Genomic DNA, 26,728 nt, shown 5'->3' on the forward strand with positions numbered 1-26,728 from the left:
AGAATCGCGATCGGACATTGCCTCGTAATTGCCGAAACTATGCCACATTTCACCGCGAGTTGGCATCTGCATTCGGAATTCCCAGTGCTGGATATCAGTTACCGCACCTCTGCGCGACCAGGATGAATCCGGCGTGCAGCCTTATACTTTCCGGCCGTGAACGAGTTCGGCAGACGACTTCACGGTGCGGCGAACGGGACGAAGGGATCGGGTCATGACGAGTGCGTCCGGCGCGGTGAAGGTGCACATGACCGGATCGGAATGGTTCGGCGCCGCGCCCGGCGGCCTGGGCCGATATTTCACGGACTTGCACGGCGCTTTATCGGAGGTACCAGGGATTTCGATGTCGGCCGCCGCATTCGGCCTGCCTGACCGGACGCATGCCGGGGCCCGATCCTGGGGGCCGGTCGGCGGGTCGACCCTGCGCCGCGCCCGCACCGCGTTCTGCGCTCGCGACGCATTGGACCCCGGCACGATCGTGGATCGCCACTTCTGCCTCTACGGCCCGGCCGCCAGGGACCGGCGTGGTCGCCGGCTACCACTCGTCGTGCATTTTCACGGCCCGTGGGCGGCGGAAAGTCGAATGCACGGACAACATCCCGTCGCGGCCTTCGCCAAATACTTCATCGAACGTATGCGATACGTTTGCGCGGATCGTTTCGTTGTGCTCTCGGAACACTTCCGCAACGTGCTGTGTGACGATTACCGCATCGCGCCCGATCGCATCGAGGTGATCGCGCCCGGGGTCGATCTCACCCGGTTCCGCCCCGCCCCGGTCCCCGCGTCTGCGCCGGTCGTGCTCTGTGTGCGGCGGCTGGAGCGCCGGATGGGGATCGATGTGTTGCTGCGCGCCTGGCCCAGGGTGCTCGCCGAACACCCGGAGGCTCGTCTGGTCATCGTCGGAACCGGCAGCGCCGAGGCGGATCTCCGGCGCGGAGCCACCGAGGGTGGGCTCGACGGCAGCGTCGAGTTCACCGGCCGGATTCCCGACCATGAACTGGCCGCCCGCTACACCTCCGCCGCACTCACGGTGGTGCCGACCGTAGCCCTGGAGGGATTCGGCCTGATCGCCCTCGAGTCGCTCGCCGCGGGCCGGGCGCCGGTGGTCACCCGGTGCGGTGGTTTGCCCGACGCCGTGCAGGGCCTGGATCCGTCGCTGATCGTGCCGCCCGGCGACCCCACCGCGCTCGCGGCTCGGATCAGCGCGGCGATCGCGGGCTGTCGGCCCACACCGGCGCAATGCCGCGCCCACGCGGAGACTTTCAGCTGGCATGTCGCCGCCCGGCGGCACGCGGCGCTGTACCGGGAGCTCGTATGAGCGGACCCGCCGTCTTCCTCGGCCATACCGCCGCGCCCTCCGGAGCCGAATTGGCCACCCTGCGGCTGCTGCGCACCCTGCGGGCACAGGGCACCGAAGTGGCGCTGGTGTGCACCGAGGACGGCCCGGTGATGGCTCGTGCCCGCGACGCGGGGATCGAGACTCGTGTCGTGACAGGCCGATTCGACAGCCGGGCGATGACCACCGCATCCGGCCCGTTGCGGCTGATCACCGGGTTTCTCGCGCTGCTGCGGCTGGGCTGGACGGTCGGTGGCGCGGTCCGCGAGCTGCGCGCTCGGGTATTGGTCGCGGAGAGCAGCAAAGCGCTCGTGCTGGGGGCGGTCGCGGCCCGCCGCGCGCGGGTGCCGCTCGTCTGGCAGGTCCACGACCGGGTGTCCCGGGACTACTTCGGCTTGCTCCCGGCCACCACGATCCGGCTGCTGGCCGCCCTGGTCTGCCGGGGACTGCTCGCCAACAGTCACGGCACCCGTGCCACGCTGCCCGCGCGTATCTCGGCGGCCGTCGCCTATCCGGGCGTCGCCCTGCCTGCAGCGCCGCCGTCGCCGCGCGGACGCGCGGCCGCCGACGCGGTCGTAGTCGTCGTGGGACGGTTGAGCCCCTGGAAAGGCCAGGACGTATTCCTGCGAGCCCTGGCGGCGGTGCCGACCCGGCCTGCTGCGGTGTACCTCGTCGGCGGCACGTTCTTCGATGAACAGCCGTTTCGGCAGTACTTGGAACGACTCGCCGACGAACTCGGTCTGGCCGTGACCTTCACCGGTCACGTCGACGACCCCGACCGGTACCTCGCCGAGGCCGACGTGCTCGTGCACTGCTCGGTGCTGCCCGAGCCGTTCGGGCAGGTGGTCGTGGAGGGTATGGCCGCGGGCTGCGCGGTGATCGCGACGGTGCCCGGCGGCCCGGCCGAGATCATCGACGACGGGCGTACCGGCCGATTGGTTCCTGCCGGTGACGAAGCCGCCCTCACCGCCGCTCTCACCGAACTGCTCGGCGATCCGGCCGCACGCGCCCGGATCGCCGCCGCGGGCGCCGACCGCGCGCGCGACTTCGACATCCGCGCCACGGCACATGTGGTCACCCGCTTCCTCGACGAGGTGGCGCCGCCGTGACCGAACCCGATTACCTGGCCACGCTCACCACCGACGTCTTCCCCCGCGTCGAACTGCCCCCGCGCCCCCGCGGGGTGCACCGGCGCGCCGACGGGGCGCGCGGGCCGGGAGGTGGTGGCGCGCACAGCAAGCCGAGCCGGTTCGAGGTGCTCGGCGATATCGCCCTGGTGAGTTTCGGCAGATACGGTCAGTACATCGTCACGGTCGTGACCGTGCCGTTGATCGCCCGGGTGCTCGGCGCCAACGGCCTCGGCCTGCTCGCCATCGGCATGTCGGCCTACTTCATCGGTTCGCTCGTCGTGGATCTGGGAGTCACGCAGTTCCTGTCCGCCCGCGTGCCGGAAATCAACGCGCGCAAAGACACCCGCTTGCGGGAGATCAACCAGCTGCGCGGCGACTATCTGGCCATCCGGCTCACCACGGCGACGCTGTTCGGTGCCGCGCTCGCCGTAGCCTCGGCGGTGCGCGTGCCGGAAGCAGCGCAGATGGTGCTGCTCGGGCTGTTCGTCGGTGGCTTCTGGTCCCTGTCGGAGGACTGGCTGCTGATCGGTGAGGGACGATTCGGCACCTCCACCGCGTATCAGACCATCGGCCGACTGTGCTATCTCGGGCTGCTGGTCGGCTTGCTTCCCCAGCTGCCGAACTCGCACATCGCCCTGCTGTGCTTACTGCTGTCCTCCGTGCCGACGGTGGCGTTGACATGGTGGGACGCCTGGCGCCGGTACGGGTCGCCTGCTCGTCCTCGCTACTACGGCGTCGTGCTGCGCCGCAGCGTTCCGGTGTTCGTCTCCCGGTTGCTGGTCACCGGCTACGGCCAGGGCGCGGCGACGCTGTATTCGACCGTGCTCGACGCCATCTCGCTGGGGCTGTACTCGGCGGGCGACCGCCTGGTGCGCGCGGTCCAATCCCTGCTCGACGCCATCGGCTTCGCGCTGCTGCCACGGATGGCCCGGCGCGGCGACGACCACGGGTTCTGGCGGCACAGCCTGCAAGCGCTGGCCGTGACCGTCGCCGTCGCCGCACTCGCTTCGGTCGGCATCTGGCTGGCCGCGCCACTGCTCATCCGGCTGGTCTTCGGTACCGAGTTCGCCGCGTCCACCGGCCTGTTGCGGATCGAGGTGCTGATTCTGCCCGCCACGACGGTCACCTCCTTCATCACCACGGCCATCCTGCCGGTGCGCCAGGACACCACCGGCGTCCTGATCGGCGCGCTGCTGGGGACTCTCGTCGCCGCGGGCGCACTGGTGCTGACCGTGCGGACCCGCTCGGTGCACACCCTGGTCTACGGCCTGCTGGTGGCCGAAATCACCGTCGCCACCTGGCATTTGCTGCGGGTGCGCTTCCTGACGCGCCGGGATCGGGCCGAAGCCGACACCGTGCCGCTGCCGATCGTGCCCCGGAAGGAAATCCGACCATGAGAATTCTGTTCGTCGGCGACGACTGGCTCGGCAGCAACGCGCGTTCGCTGGCCGACGGCTTCCGTCAGGCCGGCCACGACGTGCTCGTGGTCGACTCCACACCGGTGACTCTTCCGGCCAGGCTGTCGCCGCCGTGGGTGTACGCGAAGGCGACCGGCCGACGCGACCGGCGCACAGTCGAACGGGTACACGCCGAGATCGAACGAAACGCTGCCACCTTCCGGCCCGAGATGCTGTTCGTGTTCAAGGGAATCCATCTGGACCAGCAGCGACTGCTCGACGTGCCCGCCGCGTTGCATGTGCACTACAGCCCTGACGACGTGTCCAATCCCGAGAACCTGACCGATGCCTACCTGGCCGCCGAACCCGGCTGGGACCTCATCGTCACCACCAAACAGCACAACGTGCCGGAGTTACTGGCGCGTGGCGCCCGTGCCGCGGGCTTCGTGCTCAGCGCCTACGACCCGGCCTGGCATCATCCGGCGGCGCGCCGAGGCACAGGTGATCATCTGGTCGGTTTCATCGGAGTCTGCCGACCCGACCGACGCGCCGAACTGGTGTCGCTGGCACGCCGCTACGGACCGCGCCTGCTGGTCCGCGGCCCCGGCTGGCGCCGGGTTCCTGAGTTGCGCGCCACCCGCGCCGTCGTCGGCGGCGCGGTGTACGGTCCGGAATACTCCGCGGCGGTCGCCGAGGTGACAGCCAATCTGGTGCTGCTCAACTCCGGCAACCGCGACACCCACACCTGCCGTACCTTCGAGGTGCCCGCGGCCGGTGGATTGTTCGTCGGTGAACGCACCGGCGAACACGCCGAGCTGTTGCGCGACACCGTCGAGTGCTTCCTGTTCGACGGCACCGACGAACTGGTCTCGATTCTCGATTGGGTGGCCGCCCACCCGGAGCGCGCGGCCGAGGTCGCGGCGGCCGGGCACCGGCGGATCACCGCCGAGGGGCATCGTTACGTGGATCGCGCCCGGCAGATCATCGGGCTCGCCGCGGAGGTCGGGAACTGAACGCCTACACCGATATAGCCGCCGTCGCGGCTGCACTGGTCACGGTTGCGGCGGCCGCGCTGTGGGTTCCCGGCATCGCCCGCGTGTTCTTCATCGCGCAGGCCCTGTTCTGGTCGCTGTCCTACGTGGCGCGGCCGCTGGTGCTGCTCGCGGTGCTGCCCGATCCGCACTACGGCGACAACATCTCCGACCCCCGGCTGGCCGGACTGGGATACGACCGCGGGATCGGTCTGGTGCTCGACCACGTGGTGTTCGGCTTGTGGTGTTACGCGCTACTGGTGATCGGTTACGCGCTCTGGCGGCGGCGGCACCCCCGGAGCACCGTCCCGGCCGCGGTCGAAGACCCCGACGTGATGCCCACGCTGATCGTGCTCTACGGGCTCGGACTGTTGGGCCGGGCGGCATCGGTGGCCACCGGATCGCTGGGCGCGGCCGGTGAGGTCAGCAGCGGCAACCCCCTGCTCAGCTTCGTCGCCACGTTCGCAGGGATCGCGGCGCTCGGAATGATCGTCTTCCTCCGGCCTGCACGGCCGCAGACCACGGCGCTGGCGCTCGGCGCGCTGTTCGCGGGCGAGCTGTACTGGTCGTCGGCCGTGCAGTCCAAGACACCGATCCTCGCCGCCGCACTCGCGCTGGCCGTGCGGTTTTCGATGCTCGGCTGGAACCGGCGCACCACGATCGGCGTGGTGCTGATCGGCGTGCTCGGCGTCGCCGGATTCGGCTGGCTGCAGTCGTTCAAGAACTCCGGCACGGCCGCGCTCGACGCGGCCCTCGTCGACTCCCGCTACCCGGAGAACGTCCGGCCGTTCCTGAGTATCCTGCGGCGCTTCGACCTGCTCGAAGCCGCCACCGACGCGTACTTCGTCGGTCCAGGGGGCTGGCTGTCGCCCGGCGAGGTTCTCCACCACGCGAGCCTGAGCCTGATCCCGGCGCAGGTACTCGGTATCGAGAAGCTCCAATCCGGTACGGCCTGGGCGATCGACGTGCGTGGCGCGTCGGTGGATATGAGCACCGTGTCGGTGTCCCTCGCGGAGGGCAACGTGAACGAAGGCTATCTGCTCGGCGGTGAGGTCGGCGTGCTCGTCGCCGTCGTGTTCACCTTCGGGCTGTTGCTCGCGTGGGAGCGCTCACTGTATTCGCGGTTCTTCCCGGTCCTGGTGCTGGGGCTCGCGATCACCGGCGCCTCCACCCTGTTCGAACGCGGGATTCTCGGCAGTTTCGAGAATCTCGGCAAGTTCGCCCAGTCGGCCGTGCTCGCCTGGTTCGTCCATCTGATCGTCACGGAATTCCGCCGCCGCCCGACGCCGCTCCCGTCACCGGCGCACGCTTCAGCAGTTACCAAGACATGAGGTCGCAGTTCATGGGTTTGATCGATATCTGGCATATCGTCCGGCGGCGGTGGATGCTGATCGCCGCCATCGCGCTGACCGTCACGGTGGCCGGCGTCTGGTACGCCTCCTCCCGCGCCGTGACGTACGTGGCCAGCAGCACGATGTACGTCTCGATGGCCACCGGCACCTCGGTCAACGACTCCTACCAGGGCGGTCTGGCGGCCCAGCAGCGCGTGCGGTCCTATCTCGAACTGGCCACCAGCGCCGCGGTAGCTGAGCGGGTCGTCCACGACCAAGGGCTGACGGAATCGCCGGACGAGTTCCGCGGCCGGATCACCGCCTCGTCGCCGCCCGCGAGCACGATCCTGGAGATCGCGGTCTCCGCGCCCACCGCGCAGCGGGCCCGTGATCTCACCGACGCCACGGTCGCTCAGTTCCGGGCTCTGGTCGACAGTCTCGAATCGATCGAATCAGGCGCTGCTCCCGCCGCCCGCGTCTCGGTCGTCGACCGTGCCCGGCTACCGGCCGCTCCGGCAGGCCCCGGCACGAGCCGGTTCGTCGCCATGGGCTTGTTCGGTGGACTGCTGCTCGGCTTCGCGGCCGCATTTCTGCGCGAACGCACCGACCGGCGTATTCGCACCAGTAGCAACCTCGCCGAGGTCGCGCCGGTCCCGGTGGTCGCCGCCTTCGACCACGGAGAATCCACCTCCGAGGCGGCCCGGCGACTGCGTAATCACCTGCGGGGCGCCCAGATCATCGAATGCACCAGCCTCACCGACCGATCACTATCAAAGGTGGCGAACACCCTGGCGCTGGCCTTCGCCGATGCCGGTCATCCGGTGATCCTCGTCGACGCCGACACCTCCGGCGACGGAAGCTCCGGCACGGTGCCCGGTCCAGGCCTGACGACGCTGCTGCGCGGCGGTGTACCGCTGGACCGGGCGATCACCGAGGACTGGGGCGGGACCGGGGTCGCGGTGCTGCCGATCGGGCACATCGAGCCGGATACGTCCGACCTGATCGCCTCGGAACACTTCGCCCATCTCATCGCCGATCTGCGCGAGCGCTATTACCGCGTGATCATCGAGACCGCACCGGTCAGTCGTGCCGCCGACGCGGTCGCCGTCGCGCCGTTGTCCGATGCCATTCTCGGCGTCGCCGATCTCGGCAGACTCACCGAACCGCGGCTGCGTACCGCCCTGACCGCGTTCGGCACGTCCGGGCCGACCGGCGTGGTCGGCTACCACGCGCCCGGATCGGCGGCGGACCGACTGGTGGGATGGTTGAGGGTATGAGCGACGACATTCTCCGGCGACGCCGCTTGCTCGCCGCGACTTTGGGTGCGGCGGCGGTACTTCCGATCACCGCCGCCTGCACCACAGCCGAGCCGGACGACCCGCAGTTCCGGTCGCCGACCACCGATGCGCCCGCGGCACGTAACGTCCGGGACTTCGGAGCCGTCGGAGACGGTATCGCCGACGACACCAAGGCTTTGGCCGCAGCCGTGGCCAAGGACCCGGACGAGCCGCTGGTGCTCTACCTGCCCGCCGGGCACTACCGGGTCGAGTCGATGCCCGATCTTCCGGACTACGCCACGATTCTCGGTGACGGCGCCGACGTCACCACGATCGTCTACGCGGGCGAGGGCACTCTGGTGCGGCTGCGCAAGCGCAGCCGGGTGCGTTTCGCCAGGCTGGGCATCTACACGACAGGTTCCGGCTCGACGGCGGTCGACCTGTCGGAATGCTTTCGCTGCTCGTTCGACGCGGTGGTACTGCGCGGCAACCACCTCAGCGACAACCATCCCCGATACCTGACCCAGCGCGGAGTCGTGTTGCGCGACAACACCGGCGGCACCGCCTTCATCAACTGCGACATCAACAACTTCGGGATCGGACTGACCACATCCTGTATCCAGAACTACGTCACCTCCTCGAAGTTCACCAGTAATCACACCGGCGTCCTCGGCACCGGCAACGACCACAACGCCGGGCTGGCGCTCACCAACGTCGAATTCGTCTCCGACCAGCACCCGCTCACCACCCACCGGCACCTGCGGGTCGACGGCGCCGCCAACGACTGGTGGCTGACCAACGTGTGGTTCGAAGGAGCCGACGTCGCCGTGTCGGTCGGCGAGAACGGGCGCGGCGGGCCCGCGCAGTTCGGCATGGTCAACGCGAAGGTCGCGGCCCGTTCGGTCGGGCTGGAACTGAACTACTGCCGACAGCCGTATCTGGCGAACGTGATCTTCGACGCGGAGTCGCAGCCGCCGGGCATCCCGGTGCGCGTGGATCCGGTCGGCTGTCCGGAAGGCACTGCGCTCGGATTGATCTCGGGGATCACCGACGACATTCCCGTCGAGACGTTTCCGGGCGGCTGGAATGTCATCGGCCGCAAGGGCATGCGCACTCCGCGGTTCACCGGCACCGTGGTGTCCCAAGCGGGACCGCACGGCGCGGACGTGTTCCAGGCACAGAGCAGCGACGGGGCCGTCCGCGCCGCGGTGACCGCCGACGGAACCTGGGTTTGCGAGCACGCCGACAACGGTCCAGTGCTCAAGGCGCCCGACGGCGGCTACTGGCGGCTCACGGTCTCCGACGACGGAAAGCTGGGCACGGTCGCGCTCGGCAGGAAGCGCCCCGGCGGATGACCCGACGACAGTACCGCCGTATCGAAGCGCAGCCGACCATCACCGGTCCACCCGGATCGCCGGTGCGGTTGCGGCCGCCGCGCTTCGACGATTTCGCTGAGTGGCGGCGGATCCGGCTCCATGATCGCGCGATCATGGAGCGCTACTGGGTCAGCTCGGAGCAGGACTGGCCCGACCGCCACACTGCCCGCCATTGGGTGCGGGAATGCCTGGACAACTGGGCCGAGGCACGCGCTGGGCGGCGGGTGAGCATGGTCATCGAGGTGGCCGGGCGGTTCGCCGGACAGATCGAACTGGCCTCCATCGATGCGGCGGCGGGCAGCGCCGAACTCGGCATCTGGATCAGCTCCGCCGTCGCGCGCGGCGGTATCGGCGCTCTTGCCTTGACCATGATGACGGACTTCGGTTTCGACAGTCTCGGCCTCATGCGAATCACCGCACCGATCGCACCCGGCAACGTCGCCGCGGCCAAGGTCGCGGCCACGGCGGGCCTGCGGTACGAAGCCCGGATGACCACCTATTTCGATGCCGGTGGCGCACGCCGCGACCACGAGCTGTGGGCGGTGACCCGCCCCGATCGGCCCGACCTCGGGTTCACCGCCGTCTACCTGGCCCGGCAGCGCCTCCACCCGACGACGACGCAACTGCCCGCCGCCCCCGCTGTCCCGCACGGGCCGCCCCGCGTGAGCATCGCAGCCGCGCGTCTGCGGTACCAGCTTTCCCGATTGCGCCGGGTGTTCAGGTGGTTGCGGGGCAGCGCCGCCGTCGCCCTCACCGACTCCGATGACCGCGGCGGGGTGCTGGTGCGGTCACGCCGTGTCTCCGATTTCCGGCAGCGCCGCGCGGCCCGTATCCGCAACCGGGCGACGCTGGCACGCGATCCGCACATGTCACCCGCCGCGTGGCTGCGCCGACAATCCCTGCGCCACTGGCTGGCCGAACTCGCCGAAGCCAGGGCAGGCCTGCGTTCCGGGCCTGGGCTGACGCTGACGATTCTCGACGACGGCCGATTCGTCGGGGAAGCCCGGCTGCACGGGCTGGACATGTTCGATCGCAATGTCCGGCTCAGCGTCTGGACCGACGCGTCGGCTCGCCCGGAAACCCGCGCGAGCGTGCTCCGCCTACTGGTGCGCCATGCGACCGAACGGCTCGAGATTCTCCGCGTCGCCATCGCGATCCCCGTGTCCGACGTCGCCGCAGCGGCTGCGGTCGCCGCGGCCGGGTTCGCCGAGGAGGGGCGGATGCGCGGGCACCTCGATGTCTTCGGACCTCGCGGCGATCACGACCTCTGGGCGTACAGTCATCCGGCCCGCACGGCTGTCCCGGATGACGCGCCGGTCCGTGAGGAGCCGGTCCCGTGAGTTCGGCGACCGGGCGCGCCCCGGCGCACGACCACAACACCTCCGGCCGTCCCGCGACCTCCTCGCCGCCGGAGCGTATCCCCGTCCGGCACTTCACCGGCACCGCTCTGCTGTACCGGCTTCCGCCGGTATCCTGCCCGCACCGCATACGGAGCACCAGATGACTCTGCCCCCCGACCTCCCACCGCACCACGGGTTCGCCCGCAGCAATGCGCTGCAGCGTCGGCTGCACGAGCTGGTGCCGGGCGGCGCGCACACCTACGCCCGCGGAGCCGATCAATACCCCGAGCAGATGGCGCCGATATTGGTGCGCGGCAACGGATGCCGAGTCTGGGATGCCGACGGCAACCAGTACGTCGAATACGGGATGGGACTGCGTTCGGTCACCCTCGGCCATGCTTGTGCACCGGTTCTCGACGCCGTGACGACCACGATCGCCGACGGAGTGAACTTCAGCAGGCCGACCGAACTGGAACTGCTCGCGGCCGAGGACTTCCTGGACCTGGTCCCCGGTGCGGACATGGTCAAGTTCGCCAAGAACGGCTCCGATGCCACCACCGCCGCCGTCCGGCTGGCCAGGGCCGTGTCCGGTCGCCAGCGGCTCGCCGTCTGCGAGCAGCCGTTCTTCTCGGTCGACGACTGGTTCATCGCGACGACACCGATGTCGGCGGGCATCCCCGCTCAGGTCGGCGCCGAAACCGTCCGGTTTCCCTACAACGACGTCGACGCCCTCGCCGCGGTCCTGGCGGGCGACACCGTGGCCGCGGTCGTCATGGAGGCGGCCACCGCGACCGCGGAACCCGAGCCAGGCTATCTCCAAGCCGTGCGCGCCCTGTGCGATCGGCACGGCACCCTGCTGGTGTTCGACGAGATGATCACCGGATTTCGCTGGGCCGCAGGCGGCGCACAGTCCGTCTACGGCGTAACTCCCGACCTGTCCTGCTGGGGCAAGGCCATGGGTAACGGATTCCCCATATCGGCCCTCGCCGGACGGCGCGAGTACCTGGAACGGGGCGGTCTGCGCACCGACGCCGACCGCGTGTTTCTGCTGTCCACCACGCATGGGCCGGAAACCAGCGGGCTGGCGGCCTTCCGCGCGGTCGCCGCGGCCTACCGGACCGGCGATCCGATCGCTCGAATGGAAGCGGCCGGCGCCGCACTGGCGACCGGGTTCACCGCGCTGGCAACCGAACTCGGGATCGGCGACCACCTCCGGGTCCGCGGTCGCTCCTCCTGCCTGATCTTCGAAACCCTCGATTCCCACGGGAACCCATGCCAGGCGTTCCGCACGTTGTTCCTGCAAGAACTGCTGCAACGCGGAGTACTCGGGCAATCCTTCGTCACCTCGGCGGCACACGACCACGACGCGATCGCCGCCACCCTGTCGGCTTGCGCGGCCGCGGCCGAGGTGTACCGGACCGCCCTCGAACGCGGCACCGTCGATGGACTGCTGCGCGGACGATCGGTCGCTCCCGCGATTCGCCGCACCGCCGCGCCGCGGCAGATCGAAACGAGCACATCTCGATGACCACACCCCGCATCGCCATCGTCCACGAACGGTTCACCGAATTCGGCGGATCCGAAGCCGTCGTGGGCGAATTCGCCCGCACCTGGCCCGGTGCGGACATCTACGCCCCGATCGTCACGCCGGACGGAATCCGCCTGCCCGTCCGGCATGTCCACGACACCTGGCTCTCTCGCGCCCACACAGTGACCCGCGGTCGGCACGCCCCTCTGCTGCCGTTCGTCCCCCGTTCCCTGCGTCGTATGCCGTTGCGGGGCTATGACGCCGTGGTCGTCAGCCACCACTCGTTCGCCACTCAGGCCGCGTTGGCCACCGACGCGCCCGTGATCGCCTATGTGCACAGCCCCGCGCGATGGGCCTGGGATCGAGAGTTCCGCATCCGCGAAGCCGGCGGACGGACCGGCCAGTTCGCCCTCGGCGCCCTGGGCGCACTGGCCCGCCGCACCGAACTGCGAGCCGCGCCGCGCCTGACCCAGGTGATCGCCAACTCGACCGCCGTCGCCGACCGGATCCGCGACTGGTGGGGCCTGACCGCCACCGTGATCAATCCCCCCGTCGATGTCGACCGTTTCACCCCCGATCCCACACGTGCCCGGGAGGACTTCTTTCTCTGCGCCGGTCGCCTCGTTCCCTACAAACGCGCTGATCTCGCCATACGAGCCGCGCAACTCGCCGGCGTGCGGCTGGTCGTGCTGGGCGCCGGTCGTTTCCGGCCTCAGCTCGAAGCCCTCGCCGGACCCGAGACAACTTTTCTGGGCGCCACCTCTACCGACGTCCTGCGGGACATGTACCAACGCTGCCGCGCCCTGCTCATGCCCGGCGTGGAAGACTTCGGCATCGTCCCGGTCGAAGCCATGGCCTGCGGTACCCCGGTGATCGCCATCGGCGCGGGCGGCGCGCTCGACACGGTACGACCGGGCACGACCGGCGAACACATCGCTCCGGGCGCCGATCCCGACGTCGTCACCCGCCTGGCCGCGGCGATGGCCGACTTCGACGCCGCCCGCTACGACCCGCGCATCGTCCGCGCCCACGCGGAAACGTTCGCACCAACCGCGTTTCGGGCACGGATGGCCGCGTGCGTCGCTCAGTAAGCGGCCGCCCAGCGAAGTGCCGAACGCTGTTTGCTCGGCGAGCGTGATCTGCCTGGCCGCATGGTCGAGCGCGTCTGCTCACTCGTCGAGCCGGTCGTAGCAACGGCTGCCGTGACGTATCACAGGTTCTCCGGGATGGGAACGGAAGCGCAGGGGGGCAACGTGTTCCGGGTCGATGATGGTCGGTATGGGCGGCATCGTCGACTTCGTTCGGGCCAGGCGCATCAGTGTGCATCCAGCTGTAGAGCGTCGGTGACCCGTGCGGGTGCTGTTGACGGCGAGTGGGTCGCGCGGCGACAGCGAGCCGATGTTGGGGCTCGCGCTGTGGTTGCGGGAATTCGGAGCGCGGGTGCGGGTGTGCGCGCCACCGGATATCGCCCCGCGTTGCGCTGACCTGGGGGTGCCGATAGTGCCGCTGGGGCCGCTGAAGGCCGGTTCCCGAGCCGGGAGACCGTCGCGGGCTGAGCTGTCGCGATTTGTGACGGACTGGCCCAGAATCCAATTCGACACGATCGCCACAGCGGCCGCAGGATGCGACGTTGTGGTCGCGGCCGGCGTGACCCAGGTCGCGGCCCGGTCCGTCGCCGAGAAACTCGGCATCCACTACCAGTATGTGAGCTACCAGCCGACCAGTCTGCCCTCGCCACATCACCCGCCGATGCCGCTGCCGGGCGATCGACCCGCGCCCGAGGCGATCGCGAACCAGTTGCTGTGGGAAATCGACAGCCACGGTTGGAACGCACAGTTCGGCCACGCGCTCGATACCGGCCGGGCGGCGCTCGGGCTAGGGCCGGTCACCGACGTACGCGACCACGTCATCACCGAGAGTCCGTGGCTGGCCGCGGACCCGGTGCTGGGTCCATGGCCGCAATCGCCGCAACTGAACGTGGTGCAGACGGGTGCCTGGATCGTCCCCGACGAACGCGCCTTGCCCACCGACTTGTCGGCGTTCCTGGACGCGGGCACACCCCCGGTGTATGTCGGGTTCGGCAGTATGCCGATGCGCGGCGGGATCGCGCGGGCCGCGATCGAAGCGATCCGCGCCCACGACCGCCGAGTCCTCCTTTCCAGTGGCTGGGCCGAGCTGGCCCTGATCGATGACCTGCCCGACTGCATGGCCATCGACGAGGTCAACCATCAAGCGCTGTTCGGCCGGGTCGCCGCCGTCATCCACCACGGCGGCGCGGGCACGACGACCGCCGCCGCCCGGGCGGGCGTCCCGCAAGTGGTGGTACCCCAGATGATGGACCAGCCGTACTGGGCACGCAGGGTGGTCGACCTCGGCATCGGAGCGGCGTGTGCGGAAGCCGACCCCAGCGCAGCCGCATTGTCCGCCGCTCTCGACATCGCATTGGCGTCTACCACCCGAGCGCGCGCGAACGAAGTGGGCGGCATGATCCGCTCGGACGGGGCGGCGGTGGCTGCGAAACTGCTGATCGACGGGATCAATTGAGTTTCGGCTCGTAGCCAGCGCGATTCCGCGAGTGCTCATTCAGGTCAGCATTCCCCGCACTTCGGCAATCCGCCGATCCAGCCGTGCCGAGTGCGCGGTGGCGGCAGCCTTCTCCGCCTGCCGGATGGTTGCGCGCGCTGCGTCCAGTTCACGCTTCCTCAGGAAAGACTCCGCGAGCCAGGTGCGGTAGAGGGCCACTTCGCGGGTTCGGTCGGCCGAGAGTTGCCCGATCGCGCGGGACAACAGTGGGCTCGCTTTGGCTGGTTCGCCCAGCTCGACGAAGCACCTGCCTGCCATCACGTCTATCTCGGTACGGTCCATCCAATACACCCACTCCGGCTCAGGAATGTCCGATGACCTGCGCTCATACGACTCGTCGACCGCATCGAGCGCTCGTTCGGCTCCTTCGCGATCACGCGACCGTGCGCATGCCCACGCCAAGCGATCGGTCAGCAAGGACCGGACCACCGGAGGTGCATCTATCGCTCCCTTGACGGCGGTACGTGCGAGCAGCGCGGCCTCACTGGGATTGCCGATATTGGCGATCTGATAGCTGAGGCTGGATAAAAGTTGCGCCGTCAATACGCGGTCTCCGGCATCATCGGCGGCCGATGCGCCGCTCAGGTACAGCCGCTGGGCGTCGTCATATCTACCTGCGTCGCCGGCCACCCACCCGGCGAGTTGTGCGAGCTCACCCGCGACTGTCAACAGCCGCTTGCCCACTCGTTCGGAATAGCTGCATTCCGTGATGACTTCCCGTGCGCTTTCGAACTCCTGCAATACCAAGGGGAACAAGTCCTCGCCACCGACACTGTCGTCCAGATGCCGAAGCTGGACCACACGGTGTTCCATTTCGGTCGCCAGCGATTCTCCGACGCGCCGACCAGTCGAGGCACGCGCCTTGGGTACAGGATCCGCCACCAGCCATTCGTGCGCGACTCGGATCGGGTCCGGTGATGGCGTCATGAGGGCACCAATCGGAATATTCAGCGCCCGTGAGTAGCCAATGATGTGCTCTTGCTTCACATCGCGCTGCCCGTTCTCCAACATGCCGAGCAGCGACTTGCTGTAGTTGGTCTTCGCCGCGAGCGCGGCCAGGCTGACCCCCCGGCTCAGCCGCGCAGTGCGGAGCAAAAATCCAGGATTCTCCATGGAGCCGACGCACCCCCGATTCTGTGGACTCTTGTGGACTGTAAATCGATTCCGCGCCCCACCGATCGATCCGAGACTACTACGTACCGCCTGGTAGAGGCGGGTCCGAATCGTATGGGAGTGGGGGTACCGAATGGAAACGCGCGGAGATACACCGTTGTCGCGATGCTTGTTCTATCGGCAGGAGTGCGGTCTGCCCGCTGTGGTCGACCCGCCGGAACTCGGGCGGATCGTGATGCGGGCCGGGTCGGTGTGGGCGATGACGATGCCCACTCGCCTGGGGCAGGCGGTGAAGGCGCACATGCACAACAGAAGCGTCCCGTTGGGACCGATTGTGGGACATCCGCGTTCGGGGCGCTGGACCTTCCTCATCCAGCCCGATCTGCCCGATGACGTGCGGTTGTTCGCCGAACTGTTCCGGCTGGACGTGGCGGTCGCGCGGACGGGAGCGACGATCGCGCTGCCTTCGCCAACCGCTGCGGTAGGCGCGATCCGGCACTGGATAGTGCCGCCGCGCACCGCCTTCCGCCCGTCAGGCAGGTTCGTAGTCGAAGCCGTCCGGGCCTGGGCGGACCAGATGCCGCGTACTCGGCACAGGTCGGGGACAACTCATGTCGGATGACGAATTGCGCACGAGGCGGCTCCTCCGCGTCGATGAGTCGCGGTTCCGGCACGCACATGACAACCCACACTGGCCGGTATCCAGTCCCGCGAATGCCAGAAAGGCGCTGGAACTGCACTACGAATGCGACTACTCATCGTGCGCGACGCTCGTCGCGGCGGTGATAGCCAGCCGCGAGGACTACCGATACTTCCGCCGCACCGAAACGAACGCAGCCGGAGTCGTGAGCGATTGCGCGACGTCCACACCGGGACCAGGTGCGTGATGTGTGGCGATTCATCCATGAACCCATCGAACGACGTTCACGTGAGCGTATTCCTACACGGACTGCGAATGGATTTCGCCGCATGCGCCACGGCGGCGATCACCTTCGCACGGGAATGGCGGCACACCCATTATCCCGACGCGGTGGAGATCCTCCCGGACGGCGCACACGGCTTGCCCCGCCTCCCTTGTGAACGCTTGTATTGCGATCGTTCGTGCCCTGCTAGCGGCAACGAGTGAGCGCGAGCCGGTGAGATCAGCCGACGTAGCGCATCATTTCCACAGCTTCGGTCATGTCGTAGCGTTTCTCGAGAATGTTCAGCAGCTCATCGATCGATTGGGGCGGGTTGCGGTAACGGCGGCTCAGGCTCGTCAATGCGCGAAGTGCTGTCTCGGGAGCAGTCGAGACTGTGTTTGCCGCGAAGAGCGCTGGTTCGATCACCTGGATATGCCTGGGCACCCGCGTATCCGGGAAATCCTTCACATTGCTGGTGACGATCGCGCCCGCTCCACCGACCAGGGCGGCGGCGAGCACGTGCTCGTCGTCGGGATCGGGAAGCCCGAAGGTTCCCTCATGGGGTTCCCAGTTCCGCACCAAGGCATCGTCGAACGCTGCTCGCATCGTTTCGACGAGACGCTGTGCCCGCCGCTCGGCTTCGCCTTGAACCTCGCCCCGCTCAACAAGTTTGGCCGTTTCGGTGTACTCGACCTCTTCGAGGATCCGATCCGACCATAGCGGCCGGTACAAGCTCTCCACGGCGAGCGACAGCAGGAAGTCCCGCTGCAAGCTGGGATAGAGCACACAGGTGTCGAGCACTACCGCGAACACACGGTGATTCTCTCAGCTCTGCGCTCGTCGCCGCGCCGCCACAGCACGGCGTGCCTCCTTCAGCCGCGCTCGCACCGCGTCGGGATCGTCCTCGGCGTCGATATCGACGGTGCTCGCTGCGATCGCCTCGTACTGCCGTACCTTGCGCGCTTCCTGGTACTCCAGTACGTCGTCCAGCCGCAGACGGTGACGGGAACCGATGCGCTCGGCAGGCAGTTCACCGCGCTCGATCAGCTTGATGACCGTCGGCCGGCTGACGCCCAGCAGGTCGGCTGCTTGCTGCGAGGTCAGTGTCATGCTGCGCGGCGCGACAGTTACGGCTTTACCCGCCTGCATCGCCGTGACCACCTGCACCAGTGCCTCGTGTACTTCGGGTGGGAGTTCTATCCGATCGCTTTCGCTCGCACCGACCAGTGCATAGCGCACCGAGGGATCCGGACCCTGCGAGATGGCGTGCGCGATCAGGAAGTCCAGCAGCGAAGGCAATGTTTCAGTGTGTTCCGGCACGAACGTCCGCGCTTCGATCGCCGTAGTCATGTCTGTGCCTCCATTCGCACATCAAGCGAAAATTCCGCAAGATGTTTCGAATCTTTCGAATAAGCATCGCACGGCTTCCGTGCGATGTCGAGAGAGGTGGTGGACACAGTTCGGCAACTGCGCGTGTTGCGCCGTGCTCGGTCGCCTCGGTCAACGCAAGCGTGTGAGTGCGCGGCACGGAGAAGGGGCGGGCACGTCTCCTCGGAGGAACGACGTCGGCGGCACGCCCATCAGGCTGCGGAAATCGGCTGTCATGTGGGACTGGTCGTAGTAGCCGGTGCCTGCCGCGAGGTCGGCCCACGGTGTGTCTTCGGCTCGGGACAAGACGCGCCGGACGCGGTCGATGCGGGCGAAGTGTTTCGGGGAGACGCCGATTCCGGTGGTGAACAGGTTGCGGAGCTGGCGTTCGCTGACGGAGAGGCGTGTGGCGAGTTCCGGGACGGGGAGCGGGTGGGCGGCGGCGATGGTTGCTACGGCGGTGGCGAGCAGTCGGCGGTGGGCGCGCTGGGCCGGATCGTCGGGAATGCGGCGCGGCAGTGCGTTCTCCAGGTACGGCACGACCTCGTCGTGCTCGAGTTCGATCAGCTCGGCGGCGAGGTGCGCGACCGGGCCGGGTAGGTCGTCCAGTCGCGCTACGCGATCGGTGAGGTCCGCCGCAGGGACTCCGAGCAGGGCGGGGACGGCACCGGGCGCGAGTCGTAGGCGCACGCAACCTGCGGGTTTGCTCGCGCGCGAGTAGCTGGCTTTCGTCTGCGGGCCGACGACGAGCGCGGCGCGGGTGGCTCCGGCATCTCCGTGTTCGGCGCGCAGCACGATCGTGGTGGCCGTCTGCGGAATGTGCGCGAACGGCTCGGAGAGGTCGAGCACGGTGGGGATGCGGCCGAGTTCGACCAGCCACGGCCGCAGCGACTCCGGTGCGGGTTCGGACGTCTCGACCAGATCGGCGGTCACGACGCGCGGCAGGGTGATCACCGGATCCACTGTAGGCAGTCGCTGCCGCGCCAGGTGTGCCGGAATTTCCTAGAGACCTGCGCGAACGCCCGGCACGGTGGTCCACATGATCGTGATCACGGGTGCGACCGGCACCATCGGCAGTGAAATCGTCCGGCAGTTGAGCGAGCGAGGGATATCGGTCCGGGCCGTCACCCGAAACCCGGACCGGGCGGAGGTACCCGCCGGGGTAGAAGTGGTGCGCGGCGATTACACCGACCTCGCGTCCATGGCGAAGGCGATGGTCGGTGCGGAGGCCGCGTTCGTCGTCGGCGTGCTGGGCCCGGAATATGTGGATGCCGACCGGGCACTCATCGCCACCGCGCGGGACGCGAAAGTTGCCAGGATCGTCAAACTTTCCGCCATCGGCACCGGAGATGCCGGACTAGGCCGGGTCGGAACCTGGCATTTGCCCGGTGAGCAAGCCGCACGCGAGAGCGGAGTCGACTGGACTATTCTGCGCCCCAGCGCTTTTGCCTCCAACACCCTGAGCTGGGCCGCCGCGATTCGTGCCGGGCAGCCGGTGCCGAATATGACCGGCTCCGCCGCACAGGGTGTGATCGATCCTCGTGACGTCGCCGGTGTCGCCGCCGAAGCGCTGGTTTCCGCCGAGCACGCGGGCCGGATCTACACCCTCACCGGGCCGGAATTGCTCACCACGCACGATTTGGCCGCCACTTTGGCTACCGTGACCGGCCGAACGGTGGAGGTTGCCGACATTCCGGAAACCGAAGCGCGGCAACACATGCTCGCGTCCGGAATGTCCGCCGAATTCGCGGACGGTGCGCTTGCGGGGCAAGCGTATGTGCGTGCGGGACATAACGCGATCGTCACCGACGACGTGCGGCGGATACTCGGGCGTGCGCGAACTTTCGCCGAATGGGCTGCCGACAATGTGCGGGCATTCGATGCCGCGGTGCGCACGTCATAGGGTATATGTGATTGGCCTCACATCGAATTGCCGAACGCTGCCTGCTCGGCAAGGGTGACATGACTGGCCGCGTGGTCAGTGCGTTTACACGAAAAGGGGATTCGGATGCGTCGACGGGTCATGACGGTCTTGGTCGCGCTCGTAGCGGGAGGTTCGGCAGCGGCGTTCGGCGGGGCGAGTGCCTCGGCGGTCGCGGTGAATCCGTTCCCCGGTGGCACGGAGGTCTACTTCGACAACGGTGAATCCGCGGCGATCGCGAACCTGAACCTCGGACCGGTGCTGAGCCAGGTGGCCGTCGCATGGTCGCCCGGAGCAAAAGCGCTTCTCGGCGAAGGGATCACCGAGCACGCCCAATGGGCCGCCGAAACCCCGACCGGTGGGGTGTCGATCGAGGTCTACGGGGCATTCATCCAACCGTCGCTGGTCACGGTCACCACGCTGCGCGGCTGAGCTTTTTTCGTTTCGGAATTCGGTGTGCCAGAGGTATGCTCGCCCATGGCGTTATGCGCATGAGACCTCCTGGCGGATGCCCGGACGGGACGACACTACGTGTGCCGTCCCGTCCGGTGTTTCATCATCGTGCTCGGTTGCCCGCGGTTTCCGGGAACGCGTCCTGAGCGGCCATTTCCTGGGCGATCGCCGTCGCGAAGGCGTCCACGTCGGCCTCGGTGGTGTCGAACGAGCACATCCAACGGACCTCGCCGGTGCGCTCGTCCCAGGTGTGGAAGCGGAAGCGTTTCCGCAGCCGCTCGGTGACCTCCCGAGGCAGTATGGCGAAGACGGCGTTGGCCTGGACCGGCCGTACGATCTCGACGCCGGGGACCCGGGCGACGGCCGTGGCCAGCCGGGCCGCCATCGCGTTGGCGTGCCGCGCGTTGCGTAGCCACAGGTCACCTTCCAGCAGCGCGACGAACTGCGCCGACACGTACCGCATCTTCGAGGCCAGCTGCAACGCGGCCTTGCGCAGGTACTGCACGCCGCGAACCGCGTCCGGGTCGAGCACCACGATCGCCTCACCGAGCATCAGGCCGTTCTTGGTGCCGCCGAACGACAGCACGTCCACCCCGGCGTCAGTGGTGAACGCGCGCGGCGGCAGGTCGAGCGCGGCGGCCGCGTTGGCCAGCCGGGCGCCGTCCACGTGCAGCAGCATGCCGCGCTCACGCGCCAGCGCGCCGATCGCCGCGATCTCACCGGGCGTGTAGAGGGTGCCGAGTTCGGTGCTCTGGGTGATGGAGACGACCTTGGGCTGGGCATGGTGCTGATCGCCGAAGCCCCATGCGTACCGGTCGAGCAACTCCGGCGTCAGCTTGCCGTCCGGAGTGGGCACCGGAATCACTTTCAGCCCGGCCACCTTCTCGGGTGCGCCGCACTCGTCCAGGTGGATGTGCGCGGACTCCGGGCAGATCACGGCGCTCCACCGGTCGCACATCGCCTGCAACCCGACCACATTCGCGCCGCTGCCGTTGAAGACCGGATAGACCTCGGCACGCTCGCCGAAATGCCCTTTGATCAGCTCGCGTAGCCGGGCGGTGTGGACGTCCGCGCCGTAGGCCGGCTGGTGGCCCTCGTTGGCAGCGGCGAGCGCCGCCATGATCTCCGGGTGCACGGAGGCGTTGTTGTCGCTGGCGAATCCGCGGAGCGGCTCGCCCTCGTGGTCGGGCTCGGGAGAGCTGTCGCTCACCGGTCCTCCTCGGTCGACACGGGTAGGCCTGTAGTTCGCTCGAAATGCCGGACGGGACGACACTACGCGTGCCGTCCCGTCCGGTGTTCCGTGTTATCGGGCTGTCGAGCGGAAGCCACGCAACCGCAGGCTGTTGCTGACCACGAAGACCGAGGAGAACGCCATCGCGGCGCCCGCGAGCATCGGGTTCAGCAATCCCGCCATGGCCAGCGGGATCGCGGCCACGTTGTAGGCGAAGGCCCAGAACAGGTTGCCTTTGATCGTCGTGAGGGTGCGGCGGGACAGGCGGATCGCGTCCGCCGCCGCCCGCAGGTCGCCGCGGACCAAGGTCAGATCGCCCGCCTCGATGGCCACGTCGGTGCCGGTGCCCATGGCCAGGCCCAGGTCGGCCTGGGCCAGTGCCGCGGCGTCGTTCACACCGTCGCCGACCATCGCGACCACTTTGCCCTCGGCCTGCAACCGCTTGACGGTGTCGACCTTGTCCTGCGGCAGCACCTCCGCGATCACCTCATCGATGCCGACTTGCGCGGCGATCGCGTCGGCGGCGGCCCGGTTGTCGCCGGTCAGCATGATCGGGGTGAGCCCGAGGGCGCGCAGCTGGGAAATCGCCTCGGCCGAGGTGGGTTTCACCGCGTCGGCCACCACGAGCACGCCGCGCGCCTCGCCGTCCCAGCCGACCGCGACGGCGGTCTTTCCTTCGGCTTCGGCCGCGCGCATCGCCCGGGTCAGGTCGTCGTCGAGATGCTGTGACCAGTCGGCGAGCAGCCGCGCGCGGCCGACGACCACCGCGTGCCCGTCTATCGTGCCCTGCACGCCCAGGCCCTCGACGTTCGCGAAATCCTCGACCGGCTTCAGCTCACCCACCCGCTCGCGGGCGCCCTTGGCGATGGCCTGGGCGATCGGGTGCTCGGAGGAATCCTCCAGCGCCCCGGCCAGTTCCAGAATCCGTTCGACCTGCTCACCCTCGGCCGCGACGACATCGAGCAGCGTCATCTTGCCCGCGGTGACGGTGCCGGTCTTGTCCAGCACGATCGTGTCCACCCGCCGGGTCGACTCCAGCACCTCGGGACCCTTGATCAGGATGCCCAGCTGCGCGCCGCGTCCCGTGCCGACCATCAGCGCGGTCGGCGTGGCCAGTCCGAGCGCGCACGGGCAGGCGATGATCAGCACCGCCACCGCGGCGGTGAACGCCGCGGCCACCGAACCGCCGGTGCCGAGCCAGAATCCGAGCGTCGCGACCGACAGCGCGATGACGATCGGCACGAAGATCCCGGAGATCCGGTCGGCCAGCCGTTGCGCCTGCGCCTTACCGGTCTGCGCGTCCTCGACGAGCTTCGCCATCTGCGCCAGCTGAGTGTCGGAACCGATCCTGGTGGCGCGCACCACGATCCGGCCGCCCACGTTGACGGTCGCGCCGACCACGGCGTCGTCCGTGCCGACCTCCACCGGCACCGACTCACCGGTGAGCATCGAGGCGTCGACGGCCGAGGAACCTTCCACCACGACGCCGTCGGTGGCGATCTTCTCGCCCGGCCGCACCACGAACCGGTCGCCGACCGTCAGCTGCTCCACCGGAATGCGCAGCTCGGTTCCGTTGCGCAGAACCGAGACCTCCTTGGCCCCCAGCTCGAGCAGGGCACGCAGCGCCGCACCCGCCCGCCGTTTGGCGCGCGCCTCGAAGAAGCGTCCGGCCAGGATGAACGTGGTGACACCCGCCGCGGCCTCCAGGTAGATGCTGCCGGTGCCGTCCATCCGGGAGATCGTGAACTCGAACGGGTGCGTCATGCCCGGCCTGCCCGCGGTGCCCCAGAACAAGGCGTACAGCGACCAGCCCAGTGCGGCCAGCGTTCCCATCGAGATCAGGGTGTCCATGGTCGCGGCGCCGTGGCGCAGATTGGTCCACGCCGCGCGGTGGAACGGCAGCGCGCCCCACACCACGACCGGCGCGGCCAAGGTCAGTGACAGCCACTGCCAGTTGGTGAACTGCAAGGCCGGGATCATCGCCATGGCGATCACCGGCACCGACAGCGCCACGGAGATCAGCAGTCGGGTGCGCAGGCTCGCCGCGGGATCTTCCTCGGCGGCGATTTCTTGTGGCTTCGGGGGCGCGGGCAGGGCGGCGGTGTAGCCCGCTTGTTCGACGGTGGCGATCAGGTCGTCGGGCGAGACGTCACCGGTGACGTCCACCCGGGCCTTCTCTGTGGCGTAGTTCACGGTCGCGGTGACGCCGTCGAGCTTGTTGAGCTTCTTCTCGATCCGGGCGGCGCAGGACGCGCAGGTCATTCCACCGATCACGAGTTCGACCTGCCCGGAGGGCTGCGGTTGTGTCGCGGTGGTCATCGTGGGTGCTCCGTTCTGTGCGGCGGTCGGCGGGTCAGTGCACGTGGCCGTCCGGCGCCTGCTGCTGACCAGTGTGTTCGTTGTGGCTCGAGGCGTCTACGGCGGGGGTACCCGGCGCGACGGCCAAGGTGAATTCGGCGGTGCGGACCACGCCCTCGTGCTGGAAGTCGAGGAACAGGCGGTAGTCGCCCGCGCTCGGCGCCGTGACGGCGAAGGTGATGCCGGGTCCGGCCGCGGTCACGCCGTCGCCGGGGTGGCCTTCCGGATGGACGTGCAGATAGCCCAGGTCGGCGGCGCGCAGGGCCACCAGATGCCCGTAAGCGCCGAGGTAGGGCTGTAGGTCGGTCACCGGCTTGCCCGCGCGGCTCACCGACAGCGTCACCTTGGAAGCCCGGCCGGGAACTACGGTGCCGTCCAGCGTGACGGTGTAGTCGCCGACGTTGGTGGTGGAGATCGCAGCGGGCAGCTGCTGTGGGTCGTAGATGCCCGCCACCAGCAGGTCCGCGCCGAGTGTCAGGTTCTCGCCGCCCTGCGGAGTGAAGTCGGCGAACACGCGATAGTCACCGGCGCGGCTGAGGTCGAGTGGGACGCTCCAGGTCCCGTCGGCGCCGAGCACCGGGTGGACGTGCTGGAAGGCGGCCATATCGCGGCGCACGACGATCAGGTGCAGATCCTTCTCGTGGCTGCGCACGTAGCGGGTGACGGGCTTTCCGGCCCGGTCGAGGATGGTGAAGCGCAGCGGTACGTTCGCCGCGGCGGTGGCTCGGGTGGTGTCCAGCCGCAAGGTGTAGCCGCGGTCGGTCGCCATCATTCCTCCAGGTAGTGCGTGGTCCTCGCCTTGGGCGGCGCCGTGTGCGTTCGAGTCGTGGGCGGCGGGTTCGGTGGGCTCCGGCCCGATGGTCGCACCGGCCGCGAGTGCGATCCCGAAGACCGCGGCGAGGCCGAGGGTGAAACCGCCGAATTTGATGGTCGCGTTCATCGGAGTGCTCCGTCCGTCAGCCTGCGACCGCGTAGCCGGCGCGAACCACCGCCGCGGCGAGTTCGGCGCGTTCGATCGGGGTCGCGCTATCGACGGTCACCAGCCCGTCGGCGAGGTCGACGGCCACCGACTCGACGCCGGAGATGCGGCCGATCTCGGTGCGGACCGATGCGGCGCAGCCGCCGCAGGTCATGCCGGTGACGGTCACGGTGGTGGTGCTCATGGTCGGTGTCCTCCTGCTGGTTCGTCTGCTTCTCGAGTTCTACCCTACCCCCCTAGGGTATCTACATGTCAAGTCCGGAGCAGACGAAAGCCCGGCCCGCGACGAGTCGCGGACCGGGCTGTGTGGGTCGGGATCAGCGGTAGGTCACCAGCGCGACGGCGGGTGCCGAGACCACTTGCACATCGGCCGAGTCCGACACCTTGACGTGCAGGAATCCGCCCTCGATCGCGATGTGGACGTCATCGACGGTGCGTGCGGCCCGGCCCTCACGGTCCACCAGGGAGTAACCCTCGACCAGGACAACCTTGCTCGCGGGCCGCCATTTCGCTTCCATTGCCGTGCCTTTCGTCGGTGCCGCGGGCGGGAAGTCGAGTTCCGGCTCGGCGACATGGTTGAAGTAGTTGGACAAGACGTTCAGTGCGACATGGCCGACGATCTCGCTCAGTTCGGCGTCGCTGACGCCACGGGCGCGCGCCGAGGCGAGCGCGGCGTCGTCGAGCCGGCCGCGGGAGCGGAGGACGTCACGGGCGACGCGCAGGATCGCGTCGGCGTGCGGGTCGTCGGCGCGCGCCGCGCGGGTGTCGACGATCGCCTGCTCGGTGAAACCCATCCGGTCGGCGCGCATGGTGTGCGCGGCGGTGCAGTAGTCGCAGCCGTTCTCGCTGGCGACCAGAAGGGCGAGTTGCTCGCGCACCCGGGCGGAGAGCTTTCCCTTGGTCAGCGCGTCGCGCAGGTTCAGGTATCCGCGCAGGGTGGCGGGGCTGTTCGCCATGGCGGCGTAGAGATTCGGGACCCGGCCCAACTGGCGCTGTACCTCGGCGAGCAGATCGGCCTGCTCGGCGTCGGCGGAGTCGGTGGACACAAGGGGCAGGCGGGACATCGAAGCCTCCAGCTCGTACAAGATGGTACCGATCGGTGCCGAATCGAGACGGTACCGGTTGTTTCCGTATTGGTCAAGTCGGATGGTACTGATCAGTTCCGTTCTGCTACCGTGGCGTTATGCCAACCCAGGCCAAGCAACGTTTGCTCACCACGGCGGAAGAACTGTTCTATGCCGAAGGCATTCGTGCCGTAGGCATCGATCGCCTGCTCCAGGAGTCCGGCGTCGGCCGGGCTTCCTTCTATCGCCACTTCGCGAGCAAGGACGACTTGGTCGTCGCTGTGCTGGAGGATCGCGACCGCCGGTGGCTGGACTGGCTGCGCGAATCGGTCGAACAGACCGTCGACCCCGACGCCCGCCCGCTCGCGGTCTTCGACGCTCTGGCCGAACGGTTCGCCCGCAACGACTTTCGCGGCTGCGCGTTCATCAACACCATGGTCGAGGTGGCCGATCGCGAGAGTGCTGCCCATCAGGTCGCCGATCGGCACAAGCGCCGCGTGATCGAGTACCTGAACGAACTGCTCACCGAAGCGGGGCGATCCGACGCTGAGGTGCTGGCCGCCGAACTCGCGCTGCTGGTCGACGGAGCGATCGTCACCGCGGTCCGTGAGGGAACTCCGGAGGCGGCCCATCGTGCGCGCACGATCGCGGAGCGTTTGCTCGCGACGCGGTGAGAGTTAACGTACTACCGCCGATTTGCATGCGGGGTCTACTCGCTCGCGGTGATCGGGCCCGTGGCGTGTAGCCGCTTCTTGGCTACGGACCTGTTTGCTTCATGAACTCGTCGCGAGACGGTCGGCGTTGTGACGAAGCGCCACCCGGATCGCTGAGCGGCGCCCGGGGTAGTCATCGCGGACCCGTCGCTGTCGGCGTCGTGGCGACTGCGGCCGTTGGGCGAGCTCACCGGCGTGCCACCCGGTGGAGTCGTCGCCGGACCGCCTTGGTCGCAGCGGTCCGAATGCCCGGTGCGGGTAGTGCGGTCGTGGGTATGCGCGCCGGGTGCCGCCCCG

At 68.5% G+C, this 26,728-nt stretch carries 25 protein-coding genes; 16 read left to right on the forward strand and 9 right to left on the reverse strand.

The annotated features are described in order from the left end of the window. Positions 1 to 241: 241 nt before the first annotated feature. From AB0L97_RS22920 to AB0L97_RS22975, 12 genes are all read left to right on the forward strand, one after another. A complete protein-coding gene (locus AB0L97_RS22920) occupies positions 242 to 1,318 on the forward strand; it encodes a glycosyltransferase family 4 protein (RefSeq protein WP_364432986.1) in 1,077 nt (358 codons plus the stop codon). Beyond that, positions 1,315 to 2,445 carry a glycosyltransferase family 4 protein gene (locus tag AB0L97_RS22925; RefSeq protein WP_364432784.1) on the forward strand — a complete coding sequence of 377 codons (1,131 nt, stop codon included), beginning with the start codon at positions 1,315 to 1,317 and terminating at the stop codon, positions 2,443 to 2,445. Before AB0L97_RS22920 ends, AB0L97_RS22925 begins: the two co-directional genes overlap by 4 nt. Before the next feature lie 146 nt (positions 2,446 to 2,591). Further along, complete coding sequence (locus AB0L97_RS22930; RefSeq protein WP_356963501.1) at positions 2,592 to 3,863, forward strand: lipopolysaccharide biosynthesis protein; 1,272 nt, start codon at positions 2,592 to 2,594, stop codon at positions 3,861 to 3,863. Next, positions 3,860 to 4,876: a glycosyltransferase gene (locus AB0L97_RS22935; protein WP_364432787.1), complete on the forward strand. Its 1,017-nt coding sequence runs from the start codon at positions 3,860 to 3,862 to the stop codon at positions 4,874 to 4,876. Before AB0L97_RS22930 ends, AB0L97_RS22935 begins: the two co-directional genes overlap by 4 nt. A gap of 83 nt (positions 4,877 to 4,959) precedes the next feature. Continuing rightward, complete coding sequence (locus tag AB0L97_RS22940; protein ID WP_364432790.1) at positions 4,960 to 6,225, forward strand: hypothetical protein; 1,266 nt, start codon at positions 4,960 to 4,962, stop codon at positions 6,223 to 6,225. Between the two features lie 11 nt (positions 6,226 to 6,236). Further along, complete coding sequence (locus AB0L97_RS22945) at positions 6,237 to 7,502, forward strand: Wzz/FepE/Etk N-terminal domain-containing protein (RefSeq protein ID WP_356963309.1); 1,266 nt, start codon at positions 6,237 to 6,239, stop codon at positions 7,500 to 7,502. Beyond that, positions 7,499 to 8,857 carry a glycosyl hydrolase family 28-related protein gene (locus tag AB0L97_RS22950; protein ID WP_364432793.1) on the forward strand — a complete coding sequence of 453 codons (1,359 nt, stop codon included), beginning with the start codon at positions 7,499 to 7,501 and terminating at the stop codon, positions 8,855 to 8,857. The genes AB0L97_RS22945 and AB0L97_RS22950 overlap by 4 nt, the downstream gene beginning before the upstream one ends. Continuing rightward, positions 8,854 to 10,218: a GNAT family protein gene (locus AB0L97_RS22955; protein WP_364432796.1), complete on the forward strand. Its 1,365-nt coding sequence runs from the start codon at positions 8,854 to 8,856 to the stop codon at positions 10,216 to 10,218. Before AB0L97_RS22950 ends, AB0L97_RS22955 begins: the two co-directional genes overlap by 4 nt. Beyond that, entirely contained in the window at positions 10,215 to 10,382 is a 168-nt protein-coding gene (locus AB0L97_RS22960; RefSeq protein ID WP_364432799.1) for a hypothetical protein, read from the forward strand. The genes AB0L97_RS22955 and AB0L97_RS22960 overlap by 4 nt, the downstream gene beginning before the upstream one ends. Beyond that, complete coding sequence (locus tag AB0L97_RS22965; RefSeq protein WP_364432802.1) at positions 10,379 to 11,746, forward strand: glutamate-1-semialdehyde 2,1-aminomutase; 1,368 nt, start codon at positions 10,379 to 10,381, stop codon at positions 11,744 to 11,746. The genes AB0L97_RS22960 and AB0L97_RS22965 overlap by 4 nt, the downstream gene beginning before the upstream one ends. Beyond that, positions 11,743 to 12,837, forward strand: coding sequence for a glycosyltransferase (locus tag AB0L97_RS22970; protein ID WP_355073231.1), 1,095 nt, complete (start codon positions 11,743 to 11,745; stop codon positions 12,835 to 12,837). The genes AB0L97_RS22965 and AB0L97_RS22970 overlap by 4 nt, the downstream gene beginning before the upstream one ends. A 541-nt stretch (positions 12,838 to 13,378) precedes the next feature. Next, positions 13,379 to 14,290, forward strand: coding sequence for a nucleotide disphospho-sugar-binding domain-containing protein (locus AB0L97_RS22975; protein ID WP_364432807.1), 912 nt, complete (start codon positions 13,379 to 13,381; stop codon positions 14,288 to 14,290). Between the two features lie 39 nt (positions 14,291 to 14,329). On the opposite strand, the gene AB0L97_RS22980 is transcribed toward AB0L97_RS22975, so the two are convergent. Beyond that, on the reverse strand, positions 14,330 to 15,442 hold the full coding sequence (locus AB0L97_RS22980; RefSeq protein WP_364432810.1) for a helix-turn-helix transcriptional regulator: 1,113 nt from the start codon (positions 15,440 to 15,442) through the stop codon (positions 14,330 to 14,332). A 157-nt stretch (positions 15,443 to 15,599) separates the two neighbouring features. Between AB0L97_RS22980 and AB0L97_RS22985 the strand changes: the two genes are divergently transcribed. After that, positions 15,600 to 16,064 (forward strand): DNA-directed RNA polymerase subunit beta, encoded by a 465-nt coding sequence (locus tag AB0L97_RS22985; RefSeq protein ID WP_364432813.1) that lies wholly within the window; start codon positions 15,600 to 15,602, stop codon positions 16,062 to 16,064. Between the two features lie 520 nt (positions 16,065 to 16,584). Here the strand turns inward: AB0L97_RS22985 and AB0L97_RS22990 are convergent. The 3 genes from AB0L97_RS22990 to AB0L97_RS23000 form a co-directional block, all read right to left on the reverse strand. After that, complete coding sequence (locus AB0L97_RS22990) at positions 16,585 to 17,157, reverse strand: PIN domain-containing protein (protein ID WP_364432816.1); 573 nt, start codon at positions 17,155 to 17,157, stop codon at positions 16,585 to 16,587. A gap of 12 nt (positions 17,158 to 17,169) precedes the next feature. Further along, entirely contained in the window at positions 17,170 to 17,694 is a 525-nt protein-coding gene (locus AB0L97_RS22995) for a helix-turn-helix domain-containing protein (RefSeq protein WP_364432819.1), read from the reverse strand. A gap of 150 nt (positions 17,695 to 17,844) precedes the next feature. Next, a complete protein-coding gene (locus tag AB0L97_RS23000) occupies positions 17,845 to 18,666 on the reverse strand; it encodes a helix-turn-helix domain-containing protein (RefSeq protein WP_364432822.1) in 822 nt (273 codons plus the stop codon). An 85-nt stretch (positions 18,667 to 18,751) separates the two neighbouring features. Here AB0L97_RS23000 and AB0L97_RS23005 point away from each other — a divergent pair, with 85 nt between their 5' ends. Both AB0L97_RS23005 and AB0L97_RS23010 read left to right on the forward strand, forming a co-directional pair. Next, positions 18,752 to 19,615, forward strand: a complete 864-nt coding sequence (locus AB0L97_RS23005; protein ID WP_364432825.1) for an NAD(P)H-binding protein — start codon at positions 18,752 to 18,754, stop codon at positions 19,613 to 19,615. 105 nt (positions 19,616 to 19,720) lie between these two features. Then, entirely contained in the window at positions 19,721 to 20,065 is a 345-nt protein-coding gene (locus AB0L97_RS23010) for a hypothetical protein (RefSeq protein ID WP_355073219.1), read from the forward strand. A 124-nt stretch (positions 20,066 to 20,189) separates the two neighbouring features. Here the strand turns inward: AB0L97_RS23010 and AB0L97_RS23015 are convergent, their stop codons facing one another. From AB0L97_RS23015 to AB0L97_RS23035, 5 genes are all read right to left on the reverse strand, one after another. After that, positions 20,190 to 21,296, reverse strand: coding sequence for a low specificity L-threonine aldolase (locus AB0L97_RS23015; RefSeq protein ID WP_364432830.1), 1,107 nt, complete (start codon positions 21,294 to 21,296; stop codon positions 20,190 to 20,192). A gap of 93 nt (positions 21,297 to 21,389) precedes the next feature. Beyond that, a complete protein-coding gene (locus AB0L97_RS23020; protein WP_364432833.1) occupies positions 21,390 to 23,636 on the reverse strand; it encodes a heavy metal translocating P-type ATPase in 2,247 nt (748 codons plus the stop codon). 34 nt (positions 23,637 to 23,670) lie between these two features. Next, entirely contained in the window at positions 23,671 to 24,615 is a 945-nt protein-coding gene (locus AB0L97_RS23025; RefSeq protein ID WP_364432836.1) for a hypothetical protein, read from the reverse strand. A 16-nt stretch (positions 24,616 to 24,631) separates the two neighbouring features. Next, a complete protein-coding gene (locus tag AB0L97_RS23030) occupies positions 24,632 to 24,838 on the reverse strand; it encodes a heavy metal-associated domain-containing protein (protein WP_356963323.1) in 207 nt (68 codons plus the stop codon). A 133-nt stretch (positions 24,839 to 24,971) separates the two neighbouring features. Next, on the reverse strand, positions 24,972 to 25,718 hold the full coding sequence (locus tag AB0L97_RS23035; RefSeq protein ID WP_364432840.1) for a carboxymuconolactone decarboxylase family protein: 747 nt from the start codon (positions 25,716 to 25,718) through the stop codon (positions 24,972 to 24,974). A 119-nt stretch (positions 25,719 to 25,837) separates the two neighbouring features. Between AB0L97_RS23035 and AB0L97_RS23040 the strand changes: the two genes are divergently transcribed. Continuing rightward, positions 25,838 to 26,392, forward strand: a complete 555-nt coding sequence (locus AB0L97_RS23040; RefSeq protein WP_364432843.1) for a TetR family transcriptional regulator — start codon at positions 25,838 to 25,840, stop codon at positions 26,390 to 26,392. Positions 26,393 to 26,728: the final 336 nt, after the last annotated feature.

The organism is Nocardia sp. NPDC051911 (assembly GCF_040681035.1).
GTDB classification, from domain to species: Bacteria; Actinomycetota; Actinomycetes; order Mycobacteriales; family Mycobacteriaceae; genus Nocardia; species Nocardia sichangensis.